The 18,673-nt window shown below is 62.3% G+C and carries 15 protein-coding genes, 1 tRNA gene and 1 pseudogene; 5 read left to right on the forward strand and 12 right to left on the reverse strand.

Features of this window, described 5'->3' with window-relative positions; genetic code table 11:
• Window positions 1-321: 321 nt before the first annotated feature.
• From hisG to GBB14_RS00440, 8 genes and pseudogenes are all read right to left on the reverse strand, one after another.
• Entirely contained in the window at window positions 322-1,167 is an 846-nt protein-coding gene (gene hisG / locus GBB14_RS00405) for an ATP phosphoribosyltransferase (protein ID WP_151528775.1), read from the reverse strand.
• Between the two features lie 124 nt (window positions 1,168-1,291).
• Window positions 1,292-1,555 (reverse strand): phosphoribosyl-ATP diphosphatase, encoded by a 264-nt coding sequence (locus GBB14_RS00410; RefSeq protein WP_151528774.1) that lies wholly within the window; start codon window positions 1,553-1,555, stop codon window positions 1,292-1,294.
• Between the two features lie 81 nt (window positions 1,556-1,636).
• A pseudogene (locus GBB14_RS00415) lies at window positions 1,637-2,316 on the reverse strand (HAD family hydrolase).
• Window positions 2,309-2,764, reverse strand: coding sequence for a DUF2867 domain-containing protein (locus tag GBB14_RS00420; protein ID WP_151528773.1), 456 nt, complete (start codon window positions 2,762-2,764; stop codon window positions 2,309-2,311). The pseudogene GBB14_RS00415 and the gene GBB14_RS00420 overlap by 8 nt, the downstream one beginning before the upstream one ends.
• 38 nt (window positions 2,765-2,802) lie before the next feature.
• On the reverse strand, window positions 2,803-6,423 hold the full coding sequence (gene metH, locus GBB14_RS00425) for a methionine synthase (protein WP_151528772.1): 3,621 nt from the start codon (window positions 6,421-6,423) through the stop codon (window positions 2,803-2,805).
• Window positions 6,424-6,585: 162 nt separating this feature from the next.
• Window positions 6,586-7,002 carry a hypothetical protein gene (locus GBB14_RS00430; protein WP_151528771.1) on the reverse strand — a complete coding sequence of 139 codons (417 nt, stop codon included), beginning with the start codon at window positions 7,000-7,002 and terminating at the stop codon, window positions 6,586-6,588.
• Between the two features lie 93 nt (window positions 7,003-7,095).
• Window positions 7,096-8,349, reverse strand: a complete 1,254-nt coding sequence (gene mshC, locus GBB14_RS00435; RefSeq protein ID WP_151528770.1) for a cysteine--1-D-myo-inosityl 2-amino-2-deoxy-alpha-D-glucopyranoside ligase — start codon at window positions 8,347-8,349, stop codon at window positions 7,096-7,098.
• A gap of 75 nt (window positions 8,350-8,424) precedes the next feature.
• On the reverse strand, window positions 8,425-9,249 hold the full coding sequence (locus GBB14_RS00440; RefSeq protein ID WP_151528874.1) for an undecaprenyl-diphosphate phosphatase: 825 nt from the start codon (window positions 9,247-9,249) through the stop codon (window positions 8,425-8,427).
• 62 nt (window positions 9,250-9,311) lie between these two features.
• Here GBB14_RS00440 and GBB14_RS00445 point away from each other — a divergent pair, with 62 nt between their 5' ends.
• The 3 genes from GBB14_RS00445 to GBB14_RS00455 all read left to right on the forward strand — a co-directional run bounded on the left by GBB14_RS00445 (window position 9,312) and on the right by GBB14_RS00455 (window position 12,505).
• The gene (locus tag GBB14_RS00445) at window positions 9,312-10,244 is read left to right on the forward strand and encodes an aldo/keto reductase (protein ID WP_151528769.1); all 933 of its coding nucleotides are present in this window, start codon (window positions 9,312-9,314) and stop codon (window positions 10,242-10,244) included.
• A gap of 58 nt (window positions 10,245-10,302) precedes the next feature.
• Window positions 10,303-11,319: a YncE family protein gene (locus GBB14_RS00450; protein ID WP_151528768.1), complete on the forward strand. Its 1,017-nt coding sequence runs from the start codon at window positions 10,303-10,305 to the stop codon at window positions 11,317-11,319.
• An 82-nt stretch (window positions 11,320-11,401) separates the two neighbouring features.
• Entirely contained in the window at window positions 11,402-12,505 is a 1,104-nt protein-coding gene (locus tag GBB14_RS00455) for a quinone-dependent dihydroorotate dehydrogenase (RefSeq protein WP_151528767.1), read from the forward strand.
• Between the two features lie 100 nt (window positions 12,506-12,605).
• Here the strand turns inward: GBB14_RS00455 and GBB14_RS00460 are convergent, their stop codons facing one another.
• The gene (locus GBB14_RS00460) at window positions 12,606-13,055 is read right to left on the reverse strand and encodes a hypothetical protein (RefSeq protein ID WP_151528766.1); all 450 of its coding nucleotides are present in this window, start codon (window positions 13,053-13,055) and stop codon (window positions 12,606-12,608) included.
• A gap of 89 nt (window positions 13,056-13,144) precedes the next feature.
• Window positions 13,145-13,684 carry a YbhB/YbcL family Raf kinase inhibitor-like protein gene (locus GBB14_RS00465; RefSeq protein WP_151528765.1) on the reverse strand — a complete coding sequence of 180 codons (540 nt, stop codon included), beginning with the start codon at window positions 13,682-13,684 and terminating at the stop codon, window positions 13,145-13,147.
• Between the two features lie 176 nt (window positions 13,685-13,860).
• Here GBB14_RS00465 and GBB14_RS00470 point away from each other — a divergent pair.
• Window positions 13,861-13,946, forward strand: a tRNA-Leu gene (locus tag GBB14_RS00470).
• 198 nt (window positions 13,947-14,144) lie between these two features.
• Here GBB14_RS00470 and GBB14_RS00475 read toward each other — a convergent pair.
• Complete coding sequence (locus GBB14_RS00475; RefSeq protein WP_151528764.1) at window positions 14,145-15,905, reverse strand: alpha-glucosidase; 1,761 nt, start codon at window positions 15,903-15,905, stop codon at window positions 14,145-14,147.
• Between the two features lie 10 nt (window positions 15,906-15,915).
• On the reverse strand, window positions 15,916-16,779 hold the full coding sequence (locus GBB14_RS00480) for an endonuclease/exonuclease/phosphatase family protein (RefSeq protein WP_151528763.1): 864 nt from the start codon (window positions 16,777-16,779) through the stop codon (window positions 15,916-15,918).
• A 233-nt stretch (window positions 16,780-17,012) separates the two neighbouring features.
• Between GBB14_RS00480 and GBB14_RS00485 the strand changes: the two genes are divergently transcribed.
• Entirely contained in the window at window positions 17,013-18,641 is a 1,629-nt protein-coding gene (locus GBB14_RS00485; RefSeq protein WP_151528762.1) for an alpha-glucoside-specific PTS transporter subunit IIBC, read from the forward strand.
• Window positions 18,642-18,673 lie beyond the last annotated feature (32 nt).

Consider the following 18,673-nt stretch of genomic DNA (forward strand, 5'->3'; position numbering starts at 1 on the left):
ATCGGGCCGCACAAGTGGCGGAAGAAAAGGGATCGTGGCCAACATAAGAAGAAATGAAGAGTTTTTACATAACGGTTGTACTGGATCAATGTCCATGCTGTGTATCCACCATCGTCTGCGCTCCCGAGCTGAGAACACGCTGCGGTTCTAGGAACTAGTCTTGCGGCTCCGGCGGCCACTCCCCCAAAGACGCAGAACGCCCACCTCCACCTATTTCGGGGGTGGGAGTGGGCGGGCTATGGCTCCACCAACCCGTATGTATGCGGGTAGTGGCGGAGCACAGAACTCCTCGGCCGCAGTGGCCGTCGAGCGCGGGTGCGGCTAGATGCGGGCGATGGCGATCTCGGAGGCGAGGATGGCCTTGGCACCGACGGCGGCCAGTTGATCCATCACGGTATTGGCGTCCTCCCGCGGCACCATGGCGCGCACGGCCCGCCAATTCTCCAGCGCCAGCGGCGAGACGGTGGGACCGGATAGGCCGGGAGTAATGGCCACGCATTCCTCGAGCTTGTCGGCCTCGACGTTGTAGTCGAGCATCAGGAAGTTGTGGGCGTGCAAAATGCCCTCGATACGGCGCAGCAGCACGCGCTGCTCCGAGGTGACCTCGTGGTCCTTGCGGCCCACAACCACCGCTTCGGAGGTGATGATCGGATCACCGAAGGGAGCGAGGCCCTGCTTGCGCAGGGTGCGGCCGGTAGAGACCACATCGGCGATCACATTGGCTACGCCCAATTTGATGGAGATCTCCACCGCTCCTTCGAGGCGGATAACACTGGCATCGATGTCGTGATCCTGCAAGAAGGAGCGCACGAGATTGGGATAAGAGGTGGCGATGCGGGCGCCTTCCAGATCAGGGATGCTCCACTGCTCGTCCTTGGGCGCGGCGAAGCGGAAGGTGGAATCGCCGAAGCCGAGGGCAAGCACCTCCTCGGTCTCCTCGCGGCAATCTGCGGCCAAATCGCGGCCGGTGATGCCGAGATCTAATTGGCCACTGGCCACATAGATGGCGATGTCTTTGGGGCGAAGGAAGAAGAACTCGACGTCATTGCGCTTGTCCATCACGGTCAGCGCTTTGGAATCGCCGCGGGAGGGATATCCGGCCTCAGTGAGGATGGACATGGCCTTCTCGGATAAGGAACCCTTGTTGGGGACAGCCACTTTCAACATGATCTAGCTCGCTTTCTACGCTGGGTCGCACTGGGTGCTGCTTAGTGCCGCGGGAGCGCTGTGGGGTGCATGCTGCGCTGCACTGAGTAAAGGAGCGCCCGTTGCGGGGCGCCGTCGATCGTGCTTAGAGGTACTTGTACACGTCCTCGGGGCGGATGCCACGAGCCACCATAACCACCTGAGACCAGTAGATGAGCTGTGAGAGTTCCTCGGCGAGTTCCTCATCCGACTGATATTCCGCAGCGAGCCACACCTCGCCAGCTTCCTCAATAACCTTTTTGCCCAAGGAATGGACCCCAGCATCAAGGGCGGCTACAGTGCCCGAATCGGCGGGCCGATTCTTCTTGCGGTCGAGGAGCTCTTCATACAGCGATTCAAAATCTTTCACAATCGATCATTCTTTCACAGAGCCGCCGCAGGCGTGTGCTGAGGCGGTGTTTTCCCCTACAGCGAGGGCAGCCGCGCAGGGCTAGGGCAGCTGCTCGAACCACTGCTCGACCATATCGGCGGTGATCGTCGAGAAGTCGATGGAGCCATGGAGTTCGGCGAGGGTGCGCACCCGCTCGGGCGTGGGTGTCGTGGCATCAGCCACCACACCAATCACCCGACAACCAGCTGCGGCAGCGGCCTGCATGCCCGTGGCCGAGTCCTCGAATACCAGGCAGTCGTGGGGGTCGAGGCCGTATCGCTGAGCGGCGAGGAGATACATGTCCGGCGCCGGTTTTGGGCGCGGTACTTCATCGCCAAAGAAGGCGGTATCAAAGAAGTGCTCCCCCACCGCGGAGACCGCGTGATGGGCCAGGGCGCGCGGGGTGTTGGTGGTGATCGCCATGTGGATGCTCCGGCGAGAGAATTCGCCCAAAAGGGCCCGCATTCCCGGCACCGGCTGCAGCTGATTATCAAAGAGTTCGGTCACACGGGCATACATCTGCTGACGCAAGCCCTCATAGTCGAGATCGGCCACCTCTACCCCGGCGTGGGCGGCGCAGATAGCCAAGGTGTTATCGAAGTTGCCGCCCACCGTTTTTCCCGCAGCTCTGGGGTGAGCCGGCGCCCGACCTGCTCGGAGAGTTCATAGGTGGCCACCCCCCATAGCGGTTCGGAATCCACAAGGGTGCCGTCCATATCCCAGAAAATAGCTTTAAGCACTACGAATAATCCCTTTGAGCATGGAAGAAAGAATGAAGAGGTGGATGGGCAAAAGCGCGTACCAGTAGAGGTTGCCGGCCACGGACGTGCTATGAAAGCGCGCCTGTTGGGTCAGGGTGTGGCCATGAATCTCCCAGGCGAGCGTGGCTTTGCCAGGAAGCCGCGCGGCTACCTTTAGTACCAGCCGCTCAGGGCGCTCGATCTCGGAGACCACGAAGAAGCCCACCGCATCGCCTTCGCGCAGGGTGCGCGGGTGGCGCCTGGGCCGGCGTATCCCCGGCCCGCCGAGTAGCTCGTCCACGCGGCCGCGAATGGCCCACGGCAGCGCGAGTGAGAACCAGCCATTCTCGCCGCCGATACGTTCCAGGGCGGCGAACACAGCGTGGGGAGAGTGGCAGAACACGGCGCTGCGTTCGTCTTCAAAGGTCCGTTTCGGGGCAGTGAGCATGCGTTCGAGAATACCGCACGCCTAGTACCCGGCTGGCGCTAGACGTTGAAGTACTTCGCCTCGGGGTGATAGAGCACGAAGGCGTCGGTGGATTGCTCGGGGTGGAGCTGCAGCTCCTCCGAGAGGCCCACGCCGATACGCTCGGGCTCGAGCAATTCCACGAGCGCGGCGCGATCTTCGAGGTTCGGGCAGGAACCATAGCCGAAGGAAAAGCGCGCCCCGAGGTACTCGAGATCAAAGAAGCCGCTGACATCGGTGGGATCGGCCTTGGCCGCATCGGAGCCATCCGCGAAGGCCAGCTCGGCGCGGACACGCCCGTGCCAATACTCGGCGAGAGCCTCGGTGAGCTGAACGCTAATGCCGTGGATCTCGAGGTAGTCGCGGTAGTTGTCCTTGGCAAAAAGCTCATTGGCGAAGTCAGCGATGGGCTGGCCCATGGTCACTAGCTGCATCGGCCACACATCCACAGTGCCGCGGGCACGCGCCTCTTCCCAGGGCAGGATGAAATCGGCGATGCACAGGAACTTGCCGCGCTGCTGCCGGGGGAAGCTAAAACGCATCCGCTCGGGGGCATCCGGGCGCGGCTCGGAGAGGATCACCACATCATCGCCCTCCGATACGGCCGGGAAATAGCCGTAGACCACGGCGGCATGATCGAGGATTCTCTCGGGCTTGAGCCGATCAATCCAAGCGCGCAGGCGCGGCCGGCCTTCGCTCTCCACGAGTTCCTCATAACTTGGTCCGCCGTCGCCACGGCTGCCGCGCAAACCCCACTGCCCGAGGAAGAGGGCTCGCTCATCCAAGCAGGTCATATACTCCTTCAAGGCAATACCCTTGACCACGCGGGTGCCCCAGAACGGCGGGGTGGCGACTTCTTCGGGAATGCTCACTGCGGAGCGGCTAGGCACCTCCACTGGTTCTTGGGCGGCCTTGCGCTCGGCGGCGATGCGCTTGGAGCGCTCGCGGCGCTCGCGACGCGCCTTCTTCTTCTCCTCGCGCTTCGCCTTCTCGGCTGCCTCGGCCTCGCTGAGTTGGCCCTTTTCGCCGCGCGCATCCTGCATCACCTCGTTCATCAGCCGCAGCCCCTCGAAGGCATCGCGGGCGTAGAACACATCGCCGTGATAGAGCGCATCGAGATCGTCTTCCACATAGGTGCGCGTCAGCGCCGCCCCGCCGAGGAGCACGGGATAACGATCCGCTTCTTCGCGCTCCGCGAGCTCGTTGAGCTCGAGCAAGTTGTCCTTCATCACAACGGTGGATTTCACGAGCAGCCCCGACATACCGATCACATCGGCGCCGTGTTCTTTCGCCGCGGACGCAATGGTGGCGATCGGCTGCTTAATGCCGAGGTTCACCACGGTGTAGCCATTATTAGAAAGGATGATATCCACTAGATTCTTGCCGATATCGTGCACATCACCCTTCACCGTGGCGAGCACGATGGTGCCCTTTGACCCGGTGTTATCGGAGGCCTCCATGAAGCTTTCGAGATAGCCCACCGCCGATTTCATGGTTTCGGCAGACTGCAGCACGAAGGGCAGCTGCATCTCTCCGGAACCGAAGAGATCACCCACCGTCTTCATGCCTCGCAGCAGGTCCTCATTGATGATGGCAATCGGGCTCTTTTCCGCCATCGCGGCGTCGAGATCCTCCTGCATGCCGTTTTTCTCACCATCGATGATGCGCTGGGCCAGCCGGTCGAGCAGCGGCAAAGCGGCGAGGGCTTCTTGGCGGGCATGCTGGGCGGAGGCCGCGGAGACGCCGTCGAAAAGCTCCATGAACACCTGCAGCGGGTCATAGTCCTCGCTGCGGCGGTTGTACACCATATCCAGCGCCACCTCGCGCTGGCGTTCATCGATGCGGTTGAAGGGGATGATCTTGGAGGAGTGCGCGATCGCGGTGTCGAGGCCCGCGTTGATGCATTCGGAGAGAAATACCGAGTTGAGCACCTGGCGGGCTGCCGGATTCAATCCGAAGGAGATATTAGACAGCCCCAGTGTGGTGTGCACCCGCGGATACTTCGCCTTGAGCGCCTTGATGGCCTCGATCGTTTCGATGCCATCGCGGCGGGTCTCCTCCTGCCCCGTCGAGATCGGGAAGGTGAGGCAGTCGACGATGATGTCTTCATGCCGCAGCCCATAGGTGCCCGTGATGTCCTCGATGAGGCGGGTGGCGATCTCCACCTTCTTCTCTGCGGTGCGGGCCTGGCCCTCCTCGTCGATGGTCAGGGCCACCACCGCGGTGCCATGCGCCTGCACCAGCTCCATGATGCGCCGATAGCGGGAATCGGGGCCGTCTCCATCTTCGAAGTTCACCGAGTTCACCGCGCAGCGCCCACCGAGTTTTTCCAGCCCCGCCTCGATCACGGCGGGCTCGGTGGAGTCGATCATGATGGGCAGCGTGGAGGAGGTGGCCAGCAGCTCCGCAAAGCGTGCCATGTCCTCGCGGCCATCGCGGCCCACATAGTCAATACACACATCGAGCATGTGCGCGCCATCGCGGGTTTGGGTCTTGGCGATATCCAGGCAGGTCTCCATGTCCCCAGCGAGCATCGCCTCACGAAAGGCCTTGGAACCATTGGCGTTGGTGCGCTCGCCGATCATGGTGATACCGGTGTCTTGGGTGAGAGGTACCGCCGTGTAAAGCGAGGAAAGAGTATCCTCCGGCTCTTCTTGGGGCCGTGCGGTCGGGTTATCCCTTTTGCCCTCGAGCTTGTCGACGACAACCCGGATGTGCTCGGGGGTGGTACCACAGCAGCCGCCCACCATGGCCAAACCATAGTCATCGACGAAGCGGGCCAGCGCATCGCCGAGTTCTGCGGGCGTGAGGGGATATTCGGCGCCATTGGGGCCGAGTACCGGCAAGCCGGCATTGGGCATCACGGACACCGGCACCGAGGCGTGGGTGGCCAGATAGCGCAGGTGCTCGCTCATCTCGTGCGGGCCGGTGGCGCAGTTGAGGCCGATCATGGAAATACCCAGCCGCTCCAGTGCGGTCAGGGCGGCGCCGATCTCGGAGCCGAGCAGCATTGTGCCGGTGGTTTCCACGGTGACGTGGCAGAGAACGGGTCGACTGACCTGCAGCTCTGCCTCGGCCTGATGGATGCCGTGGATAGCGGCCTTGACCTGGAGCAAATCCTGGGCGGTCTCCACTAGGAAGGCGTCGACCCCGCCGCGGAGCAGACCCTTGGCGGCCAGATAGTAGTACTGCTTGAGATCGCCGAACTGGGCGTGCCCCAAGGAGGGCAGCTTCGTGCCCGGCCCGAGGCTGCCGAGCACATAGCGCGGCGTGGCCTCCTCACCGGCGGAGTACTCATCGCACAACTCGCGAGCGATCTGCGCGCCCGCGTAGGCAAGTTCCTCGCAGCGATCCGCGATGTCATAATCGGCCAGGTTCGGCAGGTTGCAGCCGAAGGTGTTGGTCTCCACCAGCTCGGCCCCGGCATCGAGGAAGCCGCGATGGATCTCACGGAGTACATCGGGGCGGGTGACGTTAAGGATTTCGTTGCAGCCCTCAAGATTCAGAAAGTCGCTGTCTAAGTCCAGATCAAAGTTCTGCAGCTGGGTGCCCATGGCCCCATCGCCGACGAGTACGCGGGTGCCGAGAACCTCGGCGAGAGGCGGGGTGGTGATCTGCGAAATAGCGTCAATCTGGCTCATGAAATAGACAGCTTAGTACGCAACTAGCGAGTGATCCAAGCCAATGGCCCTGCCCGCAAGAAACCGAGCGGTCTAATCACTGCCTGAGCTGCGCTCTCCCTACACACCACCGGCGCTCGGACGCCGGCGCGGATACATCCAGAGTGCGCAGCGCAGAGGTGGTTAGTTCTCCCCGTCCGAGGGCTCGCCGAGCTCCCACTCCTGCTCCAGCGGGGCGCCGAGGCTGCGGCATACAGCGCGGAAAAAATCGCTGAACTCAGCGGATTCCTCGGTGTCCAAGAGGGCATAATCGACGCTGCGATCAATGCGTTCAAGTTCGGCGATGGCGGCATCCACCTCGCGATGCAGCGCAGCCTCGCTGGCGGTGCCGGTGTCCGCGGCGCAGTGATAGGCGCGATCGAGGAAGCCCCGCAGCACGGACTCCACCAGCGGCACAATGGCTGGTGGATAGGGCTCCTCCCAGTAGTCGGTGTCACCGTCGGAGAGATAGGCACCGGTGGCGAAGTCGCTGAGATCTGCACACAGCGTGCTGATCTGGGAATCGAAGTGGCTGCGTGGCGCGGGCGTGGTCTGGCTCATGGTGTGTATTCTGCCTGAGCCCACGCCGCCGCGCAGCTTCGGAGACCGCGGCCAGCCCCACCCCAGGCTGGATCGCGGTGCGGAGAGAGGTGGTTAGAGCTCCACGCCGAGCAAGGCGTCGAAGGCGGTGCGCACATACTCGCCTGCAGCCGAGAGCTGTTCCTGCGGGGACGATGTCTCCGTATCCTGCGCTGCGGCCCAGGCATCTGCGGCCTCCAGCGCCCCAGGGGTGTCGAGATCCGCAGCCAAGTGTTCGCGCAGCTGCTGCACCAGGTGCTGCGCGGCAGCCTCATCGGTGGTGGCGGCCATCGCGGCGCGGTAGGCGGCGAGGCGCTCTTCCGCGCGTGCCAAAACGGCATCGGACCAGTCACGGTCCCCGCGATAGTGTGAGGAGTAGATACCGAGGCGAATGGCGGCCGGCTCATGACCAGCAGCGGTGAGCTTATGCACGAAGACGAGATTGCCCAGCGACTTGCTCATCTTGACCCCATCGAGGGAGATCATTCCGGCGTGCACATAGTGCCCGGCCATGCGCTGGGAATCGGTGAGCGATTCATAGTGGGCGGCCGAGAATTCGTGGTGCGGAAACGCCAGATCGGAGCCGCCGCCCTGGATATCGAAGATGTCCTGCAAGCGGTTGTTGGCGATCGCGGAACACTCGATATGCCAGCCGGGCCGGCCGGCGCCGAAGGGGGCGTCCCAGCTCGGCTCGCCCTCACGGGCGGCGCGCCAAATGAGCGCATCCAAGGGGTGGCGCTTGCCGGGGCGGTCGGGATCGCCGCCGCGGTCGGCGAAGACATCGCGCATCTGCTCGGGGGTATAGCCGGAGATGTACCCAAAGTGCTCGGTGGCGTCGATTGGCGCGTAGATATCGGGATGTTCCGGATCGTCCACCGCATAGGCGGCGCCCTTGTCCAGCAGCTGCTGCACCACCGTTATCACTTCGCCGACGGCCTCGGACACCGAGACGAAATCGCGCGGCGGGATCACCTTCAGCGCAGTCATATCCGAGCGGAAGAGCGTGGTTTGGTCGTCGCCAAGCTCGCGCCAGTCCACATTATCGCGGGCTGCGCGCTCAAATAAGGGGTCGTCGACGTCGGTGACGTTTTGGACGTAAACCACCTTGTGGCCGTTATCCAGGAGCTGGCGGTAGATGAGATCGAAGGCGACATAGGTTGCCGCGTGGCCTAGATGCGTCGAGTCATAAGGGGTGATTCCGCACACGTACATCCCGGCGGTTGCTGCGGGGTGGACGGGGCGCACGCACTGATCTGCGGTGTCGTATAGCTGAAGTTCTACGCAGTCCCCGCTCAGGGCAGGAACATCAGGTTGAGGCCAAGAATGCATGCGCCCCACTCTAATCCATCACATAGTGGAGCAAAGAGCGGGGCGATAGCCACGGGCACAGGCGCAGATAACTCTCTAGGCCTGCAGCACTCCGAATCCGAGCAGCGCCATCACGAGAAGGCCGAAGGGGATGCGGTAGGCCGCGAACCACGCGAAGGAATTATTGGCCACGAAGCGGAGCAACCAGGCAATGGAGACATAGCCCAGCACGAAGGCGATGGAGGTACCGACCAGCAGCTGCAGGCCGCTGGCGGCTTGGCCGGCGTCCGGCGCGAAAGCGTCGGGAAGCGAAAACAGCCCCGATGCGAGCACGGCGGGAATAGCGAGCAGGAAGCTGAAGCGGGTGGCCACTTCCCTATCCAGGCCCACGAGCAGGCCGGCGGAGATGGTGCCGCCCGAGCGGGAGACGCCGGGAATAAGGGCCAGGCATTGCGCAAAGCCCATGGTCAGCGCATCCTTCATGGTCAGCTCGTCATAGCTGCGCTGTTTTTTGCCCACGCGCTCCGCCCAAATGAAGACGAAGGAGAACAGAATCAGCACGGTGGCGGTGATCCACATATTGCGGAAGTTGTCGCGGATGAGGTCCTTGAGCAGCAGCCCCAGCACGCCCACTGGGATGGAGCCGACGATGACCATCCAGCCCATGCGGTAGTCGAAGCCACGCTTGTTTTTATCGACTACGCCGGCGAACCAGCCGGTGAGGATGCGCCAGATGTCTTTGGCGAAGTACACCAGCACCGCGAGCTCGGTGCCGAGCTGGACCACGGCGGTAAAGGAGGCACCGGCATCGGCGCCCCAGAACAAGCTGGAGACGATGCGCAAATGCCCTGAGGAGGACACGGGAAGAAACTCGGTGAGGCCTTGTACGATAGAGAGCACAATGGTTTGCGTCCATGACATCGTTTCGGGGGCCTGTGCAGCGATTACGTCGTTCACCCGTTAGAGGCTACTACTCTTGAGGCGTGGAACAAACCAATGTAGGACGGAGCGGACTGCGCATCCCGCGCTTAGGACTAGGCACCCTGACATGGGGTGCGGGCACCGATCGGGAGGCGGCGAGCGAGATTCTGCGCTTATTCACCAGCGCCGGCGCGTCGCTTATCGACGTCACCCCGCAGCACACCACCGGCACGGCCGCATTAAAGTACCTCGGTACATTTCTGGGTTCCGAGATCTCTCGGGAAGATCTCGTCATTTCGGCCGCAGCGGGCACGCTGCCGGATCAGCCGGTGGGTCGCCGCGTCGATTGCTCCCGCCGCGGATTGCTCAATCAGCTCGATAGCTATCTGCGGCTGCTCGGCACGGACCATCTCGATCTCTTTTCCATCGACTACTGGGACGAGCTCACCCCCGTGGAGGAGGTCGCCGATGCCCTGGACTATGCGGTGCGCACGGGCAGGGTGCGCTATGTCGGCGCGCGTGGGCTCAGCGGCTGGCAACTCGCCGTGCTGCGCGCCGCCGCCCCCGTCACCGCCCGGGGCGTGGTGGGCGCCAGCGGCGAGTACAACTTGCTCAATCGCCTCCCCGAGCAGGAGCTTTTGCCTTCTGCGCACCACCAGCAGGTGGGGTTTATCGCCGGTGCGCCGCTGGCCCATGGGGTCTTGACCGGCAAGTATCGCGAACAGAATGCTTCTGCACAGGGACGCAGCGCGGAGGCCCACGCCTATTCCGAGGCGCGCGATCGCGCCATCGTCGAAGCGCTCACTACGGCGGCCCTGGGATTGAATATCTCTGCCACCACGGCCGCTATCGCCTGGGTCTTGGCCCAACCCGGGGTCGATGCCACCCTAGTGGGGGCGCGCACACCGGAGCAGTGCGAGGAGGCCTTCGCTGCGGCCGAGGTGCAGCTTCCCAAGGCGATCATTGAGGCCTTAGACGACGTCTCGCTCTCATAGCGCTCTGGTAGCCTTAAGCGTTGTGAAGAAGCGTCGGAATCTAGTTCTAGCAGCACTTGTGACCTCCTCCGCTTTGGTGTTGGGCGCCTGCGGATCCAGTGGAGACGATCCCGGAAAACAGGCTCGTCCAGTGGGATCGGCAGAGGCGCAACGCTCCCCCGCCGCGGAGAACGTGGACGGTGACGTGCTCATGCTCGGCGGCGAGTTCACCACGATCGATGGGCTGGCCGTTCTCGGCGATCATATTGCCGTGCGCTCCGGCGACAAGCTGGGTATCGGCACGCGGAACCAATTCGAGGACGAGGACTTCAGCGTTATCGATATCGCCGAGGACTGTGGAGAGCTCAGCGCCGGCGCCACCGACTTTGTGCTCGCCTGCCCGCAGGCTGTCGACGGCACGGAAGAAGGCGGCGTGGTGTATCTCATTGACCCTGCCGCGCCGACGCTGGAGAACACGCGCACCGCTGAGGAGAAATTCACCACCGCCACCCAAACCAGCACCGGCGATGTGGTGGCTGCCGCCGCAGATTCCTCACGCATCATTACCTTTCCGCATGACGATCCCACGGCCACCACCGAGATCTCGATGACCGACACGGTGGATCAGCTGGTGTCTACCACCTATGCCGATCACCTCGACCCGGTCGTAGTGATCAACCGCAAGTTCACCACTATTCAAGGCCTCGACAGGGAGCAACGGCGTGAGGGCGGGCGTTTGCGTGCCGGCGCCGGTGTCGGCACGGTCGCCCCTGGCGAGCAGGGTGTCTTCCTCGCCGCCGACACCGAGGGTGACCAGCTCTTGGTTTATACCCGCTTCGATGTGGTGCGCCTGCATCAATCAATGCCCGTTGACCGCAGCCCGTGGGCGGTGGCCTGGGACTCCTCCCAGCAGCTGGCCTGGGTGGCATCCACCGGCACCAATAGCCTCGTGGGATATGACCTATCTACTGGCGAGCCGCTCGAGCAGCAGCGCTACTCCACCGTGGCCGATGCCACGAGTTTGGCTGTGATGGATAATGGCACCAAGGTTCTTGCCTCCGCTAGCGGTGACGGCATTCAGTTCCTCGACTCCTAGCACTGTGGCTACCGCCGTCGGCGCTTGGCGGACTTCCCCCTCTGACACACCGTTGATACTCATCGTTTAAGGACACCCCTGTATGGCCTCATCTTCGTTCCGTTCCACTCTCTATAACAAGGCCTTGAAGGCGATGTTCACCCTGCGCCCCGAACGCATCCACGGGATCATCAACAACGGCCTTTCCGTACTGCAGACCACTGGGCCCCTCAACCGCGGCCTAGAGAAGATCCTGCCGGTGCACGATGAGATCCTGGCCCAAGACATCTTCGGCGTGCGTTTCCCCCGCCCGCTGGGGCTGGCTGCCGGCTTCGATAAAAACGGCAGCTCCCCCGATGCTTGGACCCCGATTGGTTTCGGCTATGCCGAGCTCGGCACCGTCACGGCCTCCCCGCAGCCGGGCAATCCCACCCCGCGGCTGTTCCGCCTGCCGGAGGACCGCGCGATTCTCAACCGCATGGGTTTTAACAACGATGGCGCCGCCGTGGTGGCCAAGAACCTCAAGCGCCGCAGCTCCGACGATGTCATCGGCATCAACATCGGCAAGACGAAGGTGGTCGATGCCGCCCACGCCGCCAGCGACTATCGCCGCTCCGCGACCCTCTTGGGCAATCTGGCCGATTACGTCACGGTGAACGTCTCCTCGCCGAATACCCCTGGCCTGCGCGATCTGCAGGCAGTGGAATCACTGCGCCCCATTCTGGAGGCGGTCCTCGAATCCACCACCACCCCAGTGCTGGTGAAAATCGCCCCCGATCTCTCGGACGAGGATGTGCTGGCCGTGGCCGATCTCGCCCTCGAGCTCAAACTCGCCGGCATCGTGGCCACCAACACCACCATCTCCCGTGCGGGGCTGCGCACCGACCCAGCCGAGGTCGAGGCCATGGGCGCCGGCGGTATCTCCGGCCCGCCGGTGGCCGCCCGTTCCCTCGAGGTGCTCCGGCTCCTGCGGGAGCACGTGGGCGATCAGCTGGTGCTGGTGAGCGTCGGCGGTATCGAAACCCCCGAACAAGCCTGGGAGCGCATCGCTGCCGGCGCCAGCCTATTGCAGGGCTACACCGGCCTGATCTACGGCGGCCCCGACTGGATCCGCGATATTCATAAGGGCATCGCCCGCCAGGTTCGCGCCCACGGCTTCTCCTCGCTCAGCCAGGCCGTCGGCTGTGGCAAGGAGTGGGTGGACTAGAGCCAGCCGCACATCCGAAAAAGGGCCGCCCGCATGGGGCGCGCCCTTCTTTTCTGCCTTGCGTGTCTGCCGCTGGAGCTCCACCGACTCCCCAGTGTGGCTATGCCACGGAGCGACGGATCACCAGCGCGCAGATGAGAGCCATGGTGGCGTAGACCGGCAGCCACCACGATTCCAAGATATAAATCGGCTCGGTGGTGATGAAGCGGCTAAACACGACCAGCCCCACAGCAACCACCAGCACCACGATATGGCGGGTGGTGCGTTCCTCATTGCGGTGTGTCGTGCCGAAGGCACCCAGCAACATGGCCGAGACGATGATCAGCAAAAACCCCCACGTCACGGGAAATAAACCGGTCAAACCGCCGGTGATCAGGCTGATCAGCGTAAACAGCGCCAAGACTATGGCTAGGGCCAAAAATGCGCCGCCCACTCGCAGCACCGGAGGAACGACCACCACGGCCGTCTTGTCCTGCGCCCGCGGGGTGCGGGCGCGCTGCGCAGAGGATGCAGGAGTGGTGCGGGGCCGAGAACGCTTCTTTTTTCCCATAGTGATTCAAAACACTACCCCACGCTGGGGTTATATGCACGCCCCCGCACCGAATGCGGGGGCGATGGGGATGGGAGAAGCCGGCGAGTTTAGGAGTTTTCGTGCCAGCCCCACGTGATCGCACGGCCGATCGAGTGGAAGTAGAGGTTGAAGCCGAGCACCGTGGGGGTGGCGTCCGGATCAATGTCGAGCTTCTCGGTATCGACGGCGTGCACCGCGAAGAGATAGCGGTGCGGGCCGTGGCCCTCCGGCGGCTGCGGCCCGAAGTAGCCGCGGGAGCCCGAATCGGCGCGCAGCGAGACAACATCGCCCAGAGACTCCAGGGTGCCATCATTGGCCGCACCGGTGGCGAGTTCGCTGACATCGGCGGGAATATTAAACACAGCCCAGTGCCAGAAACCAGAGGCCGTAGGAGCATCTGGATCGAAGCAGGTGATTGCGAGAGACTTCGTGCCCTCGGGAAGATCAGACCAGGCCAGCTGCGGGGAGACATCCTGGCCGCCGAGCTGCTCCTCCTTGAAGGTGCCGCCGTCCTCGAAGTCGCTCGAGGAGAGCGGGAAGCTCGGCAAGTCCTTCAACGGGGCATAGGGATCGGGTCCGGGAAATCGTGCATCGTTGTAGTTGCTCATACTCCCCGTTTTTACCGAAAAACTCCCAGCCGTGCCGCGAAGCGGAACTTTCACCGCTGAGATTCACTCCGTTCATAGGTGCCGAAATGTATCGTTGTGCAGGGGATTTGATTATATTGCCGCGTTCGGGCTACAGTATGCGAGTGCCCAGCCGAGAGGCTGCAAACAAAACCCAAGCCCGGGTGGCGGAATGGCAGACGCGCTAGCTTGAGGTGCTAGTGTCCTATTAACGGACGTGGGGGTTCAAGTCCCCCCTCGGGCACTCTATGAATCCTGTGTTCATCTTCGGATGAGCGCGGGATTTTTTCATGTCTCGGTGCGCGGGGCGCACAGCAACCACGGCGGCGGGTAGCCCCCGATACCGGCCTCTACCCCACTGCCGCGCCCAGACAGAAGCGAGCGGAGAGCCCTGTTCACGCTATACGTACCGGGACGTCTCCCCTCGCCTGCAGCGCGCGGGCTAGGACTGCGGGGCGTGGCCCAGATATACCTTCGCCTCATAGGGGCGCAGAACGCTACCCGCATCGTCTGCGTAGTTAGACGAGATCAGCTGCCACCCAGCGCCCTCGACGCCACGGCGCTGCAACGCCGCGGTAGATGCAGCTGCGTAGTCACACTCCACCGTGGTGGCGCTGAAGTTGGCCACCACCACCAGCCGTTCCTCCGCGGTGGCGCGGGCGTAGCTGAAGATGGTCTCACTGCCTGGCTCGAGCAAGTGGAAGCTCCCCCAGCGAATCACTGGATGCTCGCGACGCAGGGCAATAAGGCGCCGGTAGTGATGATAGACGCTGTGCGGATCTGCCACGGCGGCACGGGCGTTGATAGCGGGATAATTCGGGTTCAGCGGCAGCCACGGAGTACCCGTGGTGAAGCCAGCGTGCTCACTCTCATCCCACTGCATAGGAGTGCGGGCGTTATCGCGGCTCTTAGCCGCGATATAGCGCATCATATGCTCATGCGAGATGATTCCGCTGCGCACATACGTGTCATAGGCGTCGTGGGTTTCGAGATCGTCGTAGTCTTCGATCTCAGGGAAGCTGACATTGGTCATCCCTATCTCTTCGCCCTGGTAGATATAAGGGGTGCCGCACATCATGTGCAGCACAGTGCCCAGCATGCAGGCGGACACCACGCGGTACTCGGGGCTGTCATTGCCGAAGCGGGATACGGCCCGAGGTTGGTCGTGGTTATTCCAATACAGCGAGTTCCAGGCGCGATCTTCTAGTCCCTTTTGCCAGTGCTCCAGCGTGGCAGTGAGTGCGCTCAGACTGGTTCGACGATCCGACCATTTACCCCATCCCTGCTCGGAAAAGTCGAGGGATACATGCTCGAACGTGAAGATCATGTCGAGTTCCCCGCGCTCGAATCCGGCATAGAGAATGCCGTCCTCCACCGTGGTGATCGGGGTCTCCCCTACGGTGAGCGTGTCATAGTCGTCGAGCACCTCTCGGCGCATCTCCTGGAGAAACTCGTGAACGCGTGGCCCATTGGCGCTCATAGCGAGCGAGGATTCGCGGCTGCCGCGTGCGACGGCGGGATCATTGGCCGCCAGGGGTGCGTCGATAAGCTCCTGCGGCTTGGAAATCAGGTTGATCACATCCATACGGAAACCGCCGACGCCCTTATCAAGCCAGAAACGCATCAGATCGTAGACTTCGCGGCGAACCTCAGGGTTCTCCCAATTCAGGTCGGGCTGTTTGGGGGAGAACATGTGCAGATAGAACTGCCCGGTGGTCTCATCGAACTCCCATGCCGAGGGACTAAATGCGGAGATCCAATTATTCGGCGGCAGCGGCGTGCCGTCTTCGCTATACTCGGCTGGATCGCGCCAGATGTAGTAGTCGCGATAGGGATTGTCCCTCGAGGAACGGGAGCGGCGAAACCACTCGTGTTCATCCGAGGTGTGATTGACCACCAGATCCAGCAGAATCCTCATTCCGCGCTGGCGTGCCTGCGCAATAAGTTCCTCCACATCGGCCATGGTGCCGAATTCCTTCATCACCGCGCGATAATCGGAGATGTCATAGCCGTTATCGTCATTGGGCGAGGCGAAAATAGGAGAAAGCCACAGCACGTCGACGCCGAGCTGCTGCAGATAATCCAGTTTTTCGCATATGCCGCGGATATCGCCGATGCCATCGCCATCGGAATCTTTAAAGCTGCGCGGATAAATCTGATAGACCACCGCGTTGTCGAGCACGCTGCGGCGTGGGCTGGTCATTCGGTACTCCTTAGAGTTGTGGGTCGTGATCGGGTGTGGTGTCCAGCGAGACCACAATGCCGGAGTGGTCGGACACCGCTTCGGAGCTGTTGTCGGCAAAAACCACGGTGTGGCTGCGGGCGCGCACCCCGCTGCTGGTGAACACATAATCAATGCGCAAATCCTGGGTGTTGTCGTCCCAGCCGTGAATTGTTGTGTGCACAGTCGCCTCGCCCTGCACCTCAGCCGCCTGGTGGAAGCTATCGGACCACTGGCCCGAGCGCATCACGTAGTCGTAGCCGCCGTCGGTGTCTCCGGCAGGAACGTTAAAGTCGCCGCAGAGCACCACTGGGGCTAGGCGGCGCAGCTGGTCGAGTTGCGGACTCATATGGCGCCATTCGCGGGCGAAGAAGGTATCGTTATCGCCACGCCACCACGAGAAGTGGGAGGATACCCACCACAGACCAGCGCTATGTACCGCGAGCGAGGCGCGGCGGCGCACGTCGTCATACTCGAATCCACCACCATGGCTGAGCTGGCGCGCCTCCGCGATGCCGTGGCGGGACACGATCGCAGTACCCTCATCGAAGACGCCGAAGCCGCGGTGCACCGGAATCCACGTCCAGCTCCACGCGGTGTGGGAGTCGAGCTGCCGCAGAGCCTGCACGAGCAGTAGTGCGTAGTTGTCCCCGTGCACGGCAATGGAATCCAAGGCATCCCGAGCAGGTATCCACCCTTCGAGATCCGCGGCCGGAGGCATATAACGGGACTGATTGACTTCCTGCAGCGCGATAATGTCGATGCTCTCGTCGACAAGCATGCGCGCGAGAGAATACAGCTTGGGAATTTGCATCTCTTCCATCCAGCTGTGGGTGTTGAGGGTGAGAACCTTCATAGGCCTTCCTAGCTCACGGGGGCGCAACAATAGCGGTCTCCCCCAGTGTATGAAGCCGCGGCGGCGCCACAGAAGGCCGCGATGCTCCAAAATCTGGAGTGTTCTCCAGCCGGCGCAAAAGTGCTTCTCAGCACTGAAGCGAAGAACTATGAATAGAGACTAAGCCAATACACACGCAGCTCATGACACCTGCACCCTAGCTGCGCCCCTGAAGTGGAAAGGGACGAGAAACCATGATGGAGAAAGTCCAGAGGTTCGGCTCGGCCATGCTGGCCCCGGTCCTCATCTTCGCTTTCGCTGGCCTCGCGGTGGGCCTGTCAATCATCGCGCTCAACGAGGACCTCGTGGGCGGAATTGCCGCCGAAGGAAGTTGGTGGTGGTCCTTCTGGACCGTGTGGCAATCCGGCGCCTGGACAGTCTTCAATCAGATGGAGCTGCTTTTCGTGCTGGGCCTGCCTATCGCCCTCGCCAAAACAGCCAATGCTCGCGCCGTGCTGGAAGCCGCAATGGTGTATCTGACCTTCCAGTACTTCCTCAGCTCTATCTTGGAGCACTTCGGCGATAAGCTCGGCGTGGACTTCAGCGCTGAGGTCGGCGGCACCTCCGGCTTGAAAGAGATCGCCGGCATCAAAACCCTCGACACCGGTATTTTCGGCGCGATCATTATCTCCGCGATCGTGGTGTGGTTGCACAACCGCTACTTCAACACGAAACTGCCGGACTTCCTCGGTATCTTCCAGGGCACCCAATACGTCTATGCCCTCGGATTTTTCCTCATGATTCCGGTGGCACTACTCACTGCGTTTATCTGGCCGAGTATCCAGAGCGGCATCGCCAGCATGCAGGGATTCTTTATCTCCTCCGGTGTCTTTGGCGTGTGGCTGTACACGTTCATGGAGCGCATCCTCATCCCCACGGGACTCCACCACTTCATCTACACCCCCTTCGTCTTTGGCCCCGCAGTGGTGCCCGATGGCATTACCAAGTACTGGGTGGCGCACCTGAATGAGTATGCCTCCTCCACCGAATCCTTGAAGGATCTCTTCCCCTCGGGCGGTTTCTCGCTGCACGGCAACTCCAAGGTATTCGCCCCGATTGGCATCGCGGCCGCGTTTTATACGACAGCTCGCCCCGAGCGGCGCAAGGAAACCCTCACGCTGCTGGTGCCGGTGTGCTTGACCGCCATTCTCATTGGCATCACCGAGCCACTGGAGTTTACCTTCCTCTTCGCCGCCCCGATTCTCTTCGTCGTCCACGCCCTCCTGGCTGCGACGATGGCCGCGGTCATGTACTCTTTCGGCGTCGTGGGCAACATGGGCGGTGGCCTGATCGATTTCGTGTTCCAGAACTGGGTGCCGCTGTGGGCCAACCACCACGCCACCTATATTGCTCAGATCCTTATCGGCCTCAGCTTCACCGCCATCTACTTCCTGCTCTTCCGCTTCCTCATCCTCAAGCTCGACCTGAAGACTCCCGGCCGTGAGGCCGATGGGGCCGATGTGAAGCTTTACTCCAAGAAGGAGTATCGCGAGATGCAGGCGGCGAAGAAGGCGGAGAAGAAAGGCAGCACGGATGCCGACGCTGAGGCGGTGGCCGATGATCCCTATAGCCAACGCGCCCGGGATTTCCTCGCCCTGCTCGGCGGGCCAGCAAACATCACGGATGTGAATAACTGCGCCACTCGGCTGCGGGTTTCGGTGGATGATGCCGCGCTGGTCTCCGATAATGACGCCGATTTCAAGGACGCGGGTGCGATGGGCATCGTCCGTAAGGGCCGCGCCTTCCAGGTGATCGTCGGCATGGATGTTCCCCAAGTCCGCGACGCCTTCGAAGCGATGGTCACAAGCGACTCTCCTGCGTAGTGCTTCGCGCGGCACCTCGTGCCGTGTCTGCG

This window comes from Corynebacterium sp. 51B (assembly GCF_008930785.1).
GTDB lineage: Bacteria > Actinomycetota > Actinomycetes > Mycobacteriales > Mycobacteriaceae > Corynebacterium > Corynebacterium megadyptis.

What these genes read in the sequence shown, in the direction of transcription:
- GBB14_RS00455 (WP_151528767.1), top strand. Translation starts at nt 11,402, where the DNA reads ATGGCCTCATCTTCGTTCCGTTCCACTCTCTATAACAAGGCCTTGAAG.
- GBB14_RS00430 (WP_151528771.1), bottom strand. Translation starts at nt 7,002, where the DNA reads ATGAGCCAGACCACGCCCGCGCCACGCAGCCACTTCGATTCCCAGATC.
- hisG (WP_151528775.1), bottom strand. Translation starts at nt 1,167, where the DNA reads ATGTTGAAAGTGGCTGTCCCCAACAAGGGTTCCTTATCCGAGAAGGCC.
- mshC (WP_151528770.1), bottom strand. Translation starts at nt 8,349, where the DNA reads ATGCATTCTTGGCCTCAACCTGATGTTCCTGCCCTGAGCGGGGACTGC.
- GBB14_RS00420 (WP_151528773.1), bottom strand. Translation starts at nt 2,764, where the DNA reads ATGCTCACTGCCCCGAAACGGACCTTTGAAGACGAACGCAGCGCCGTG.
- GBB14_RS00475 (WP_151528764.1), bottom strand. Translation starts at nt 15,905, where the DNA reads ATGACCAGCCCACGCCGCAGCGTGCTCGACAACGCGGTGGTCTATCAG.
- GBB14_RS00485 (WP_151528762.1), top strand. Translation starts at nt 17,013, where the DNA reads ATGATGGAGAAAGTCCAGAGGTTCGGCTCGGCCATGCTGGCCCCGGTC.
- GBB14_RS00480 (WP_151528763.1), bottom strand. Translation starts at nt 16,779, where the DNA reads ATGAAGGTTCTCACCCTCAACACCCACAGCTGGATGGAAGAGATGCAA.
- GBB14_RS00460 (WP_151528766.1), bottom strand. Translation starts at nt 13,055, where the DNA reads ATGGGAAAAAAGAAGCGTTCTCGGCCCCGCACCACTCCTGCATCCTCT.
- metH (WP_151528772.1), bottom strand. Translation starts at nt 6,423, where the DNA reads ATGAGCCAGATTGACGCTATTTCGCAGATCACCACCCCGCCTCTCGCC.
- GBB14_RS00465 (WP_151528765.1), bottom strand. Translation starts at nt 13,684, where the DNA reads ATGAGCAACTACAACGATGCACGATTTCCCGGACCCGATCCCTATGCC.
- GBB14_RS00440 (WP_151528874.1), bottom strand. Translation starts at nt 9,249, where the DNA reads ATGTCATGGACGCAAACCATTGTGCTCTCTATCGTACAAGGCCTCACC.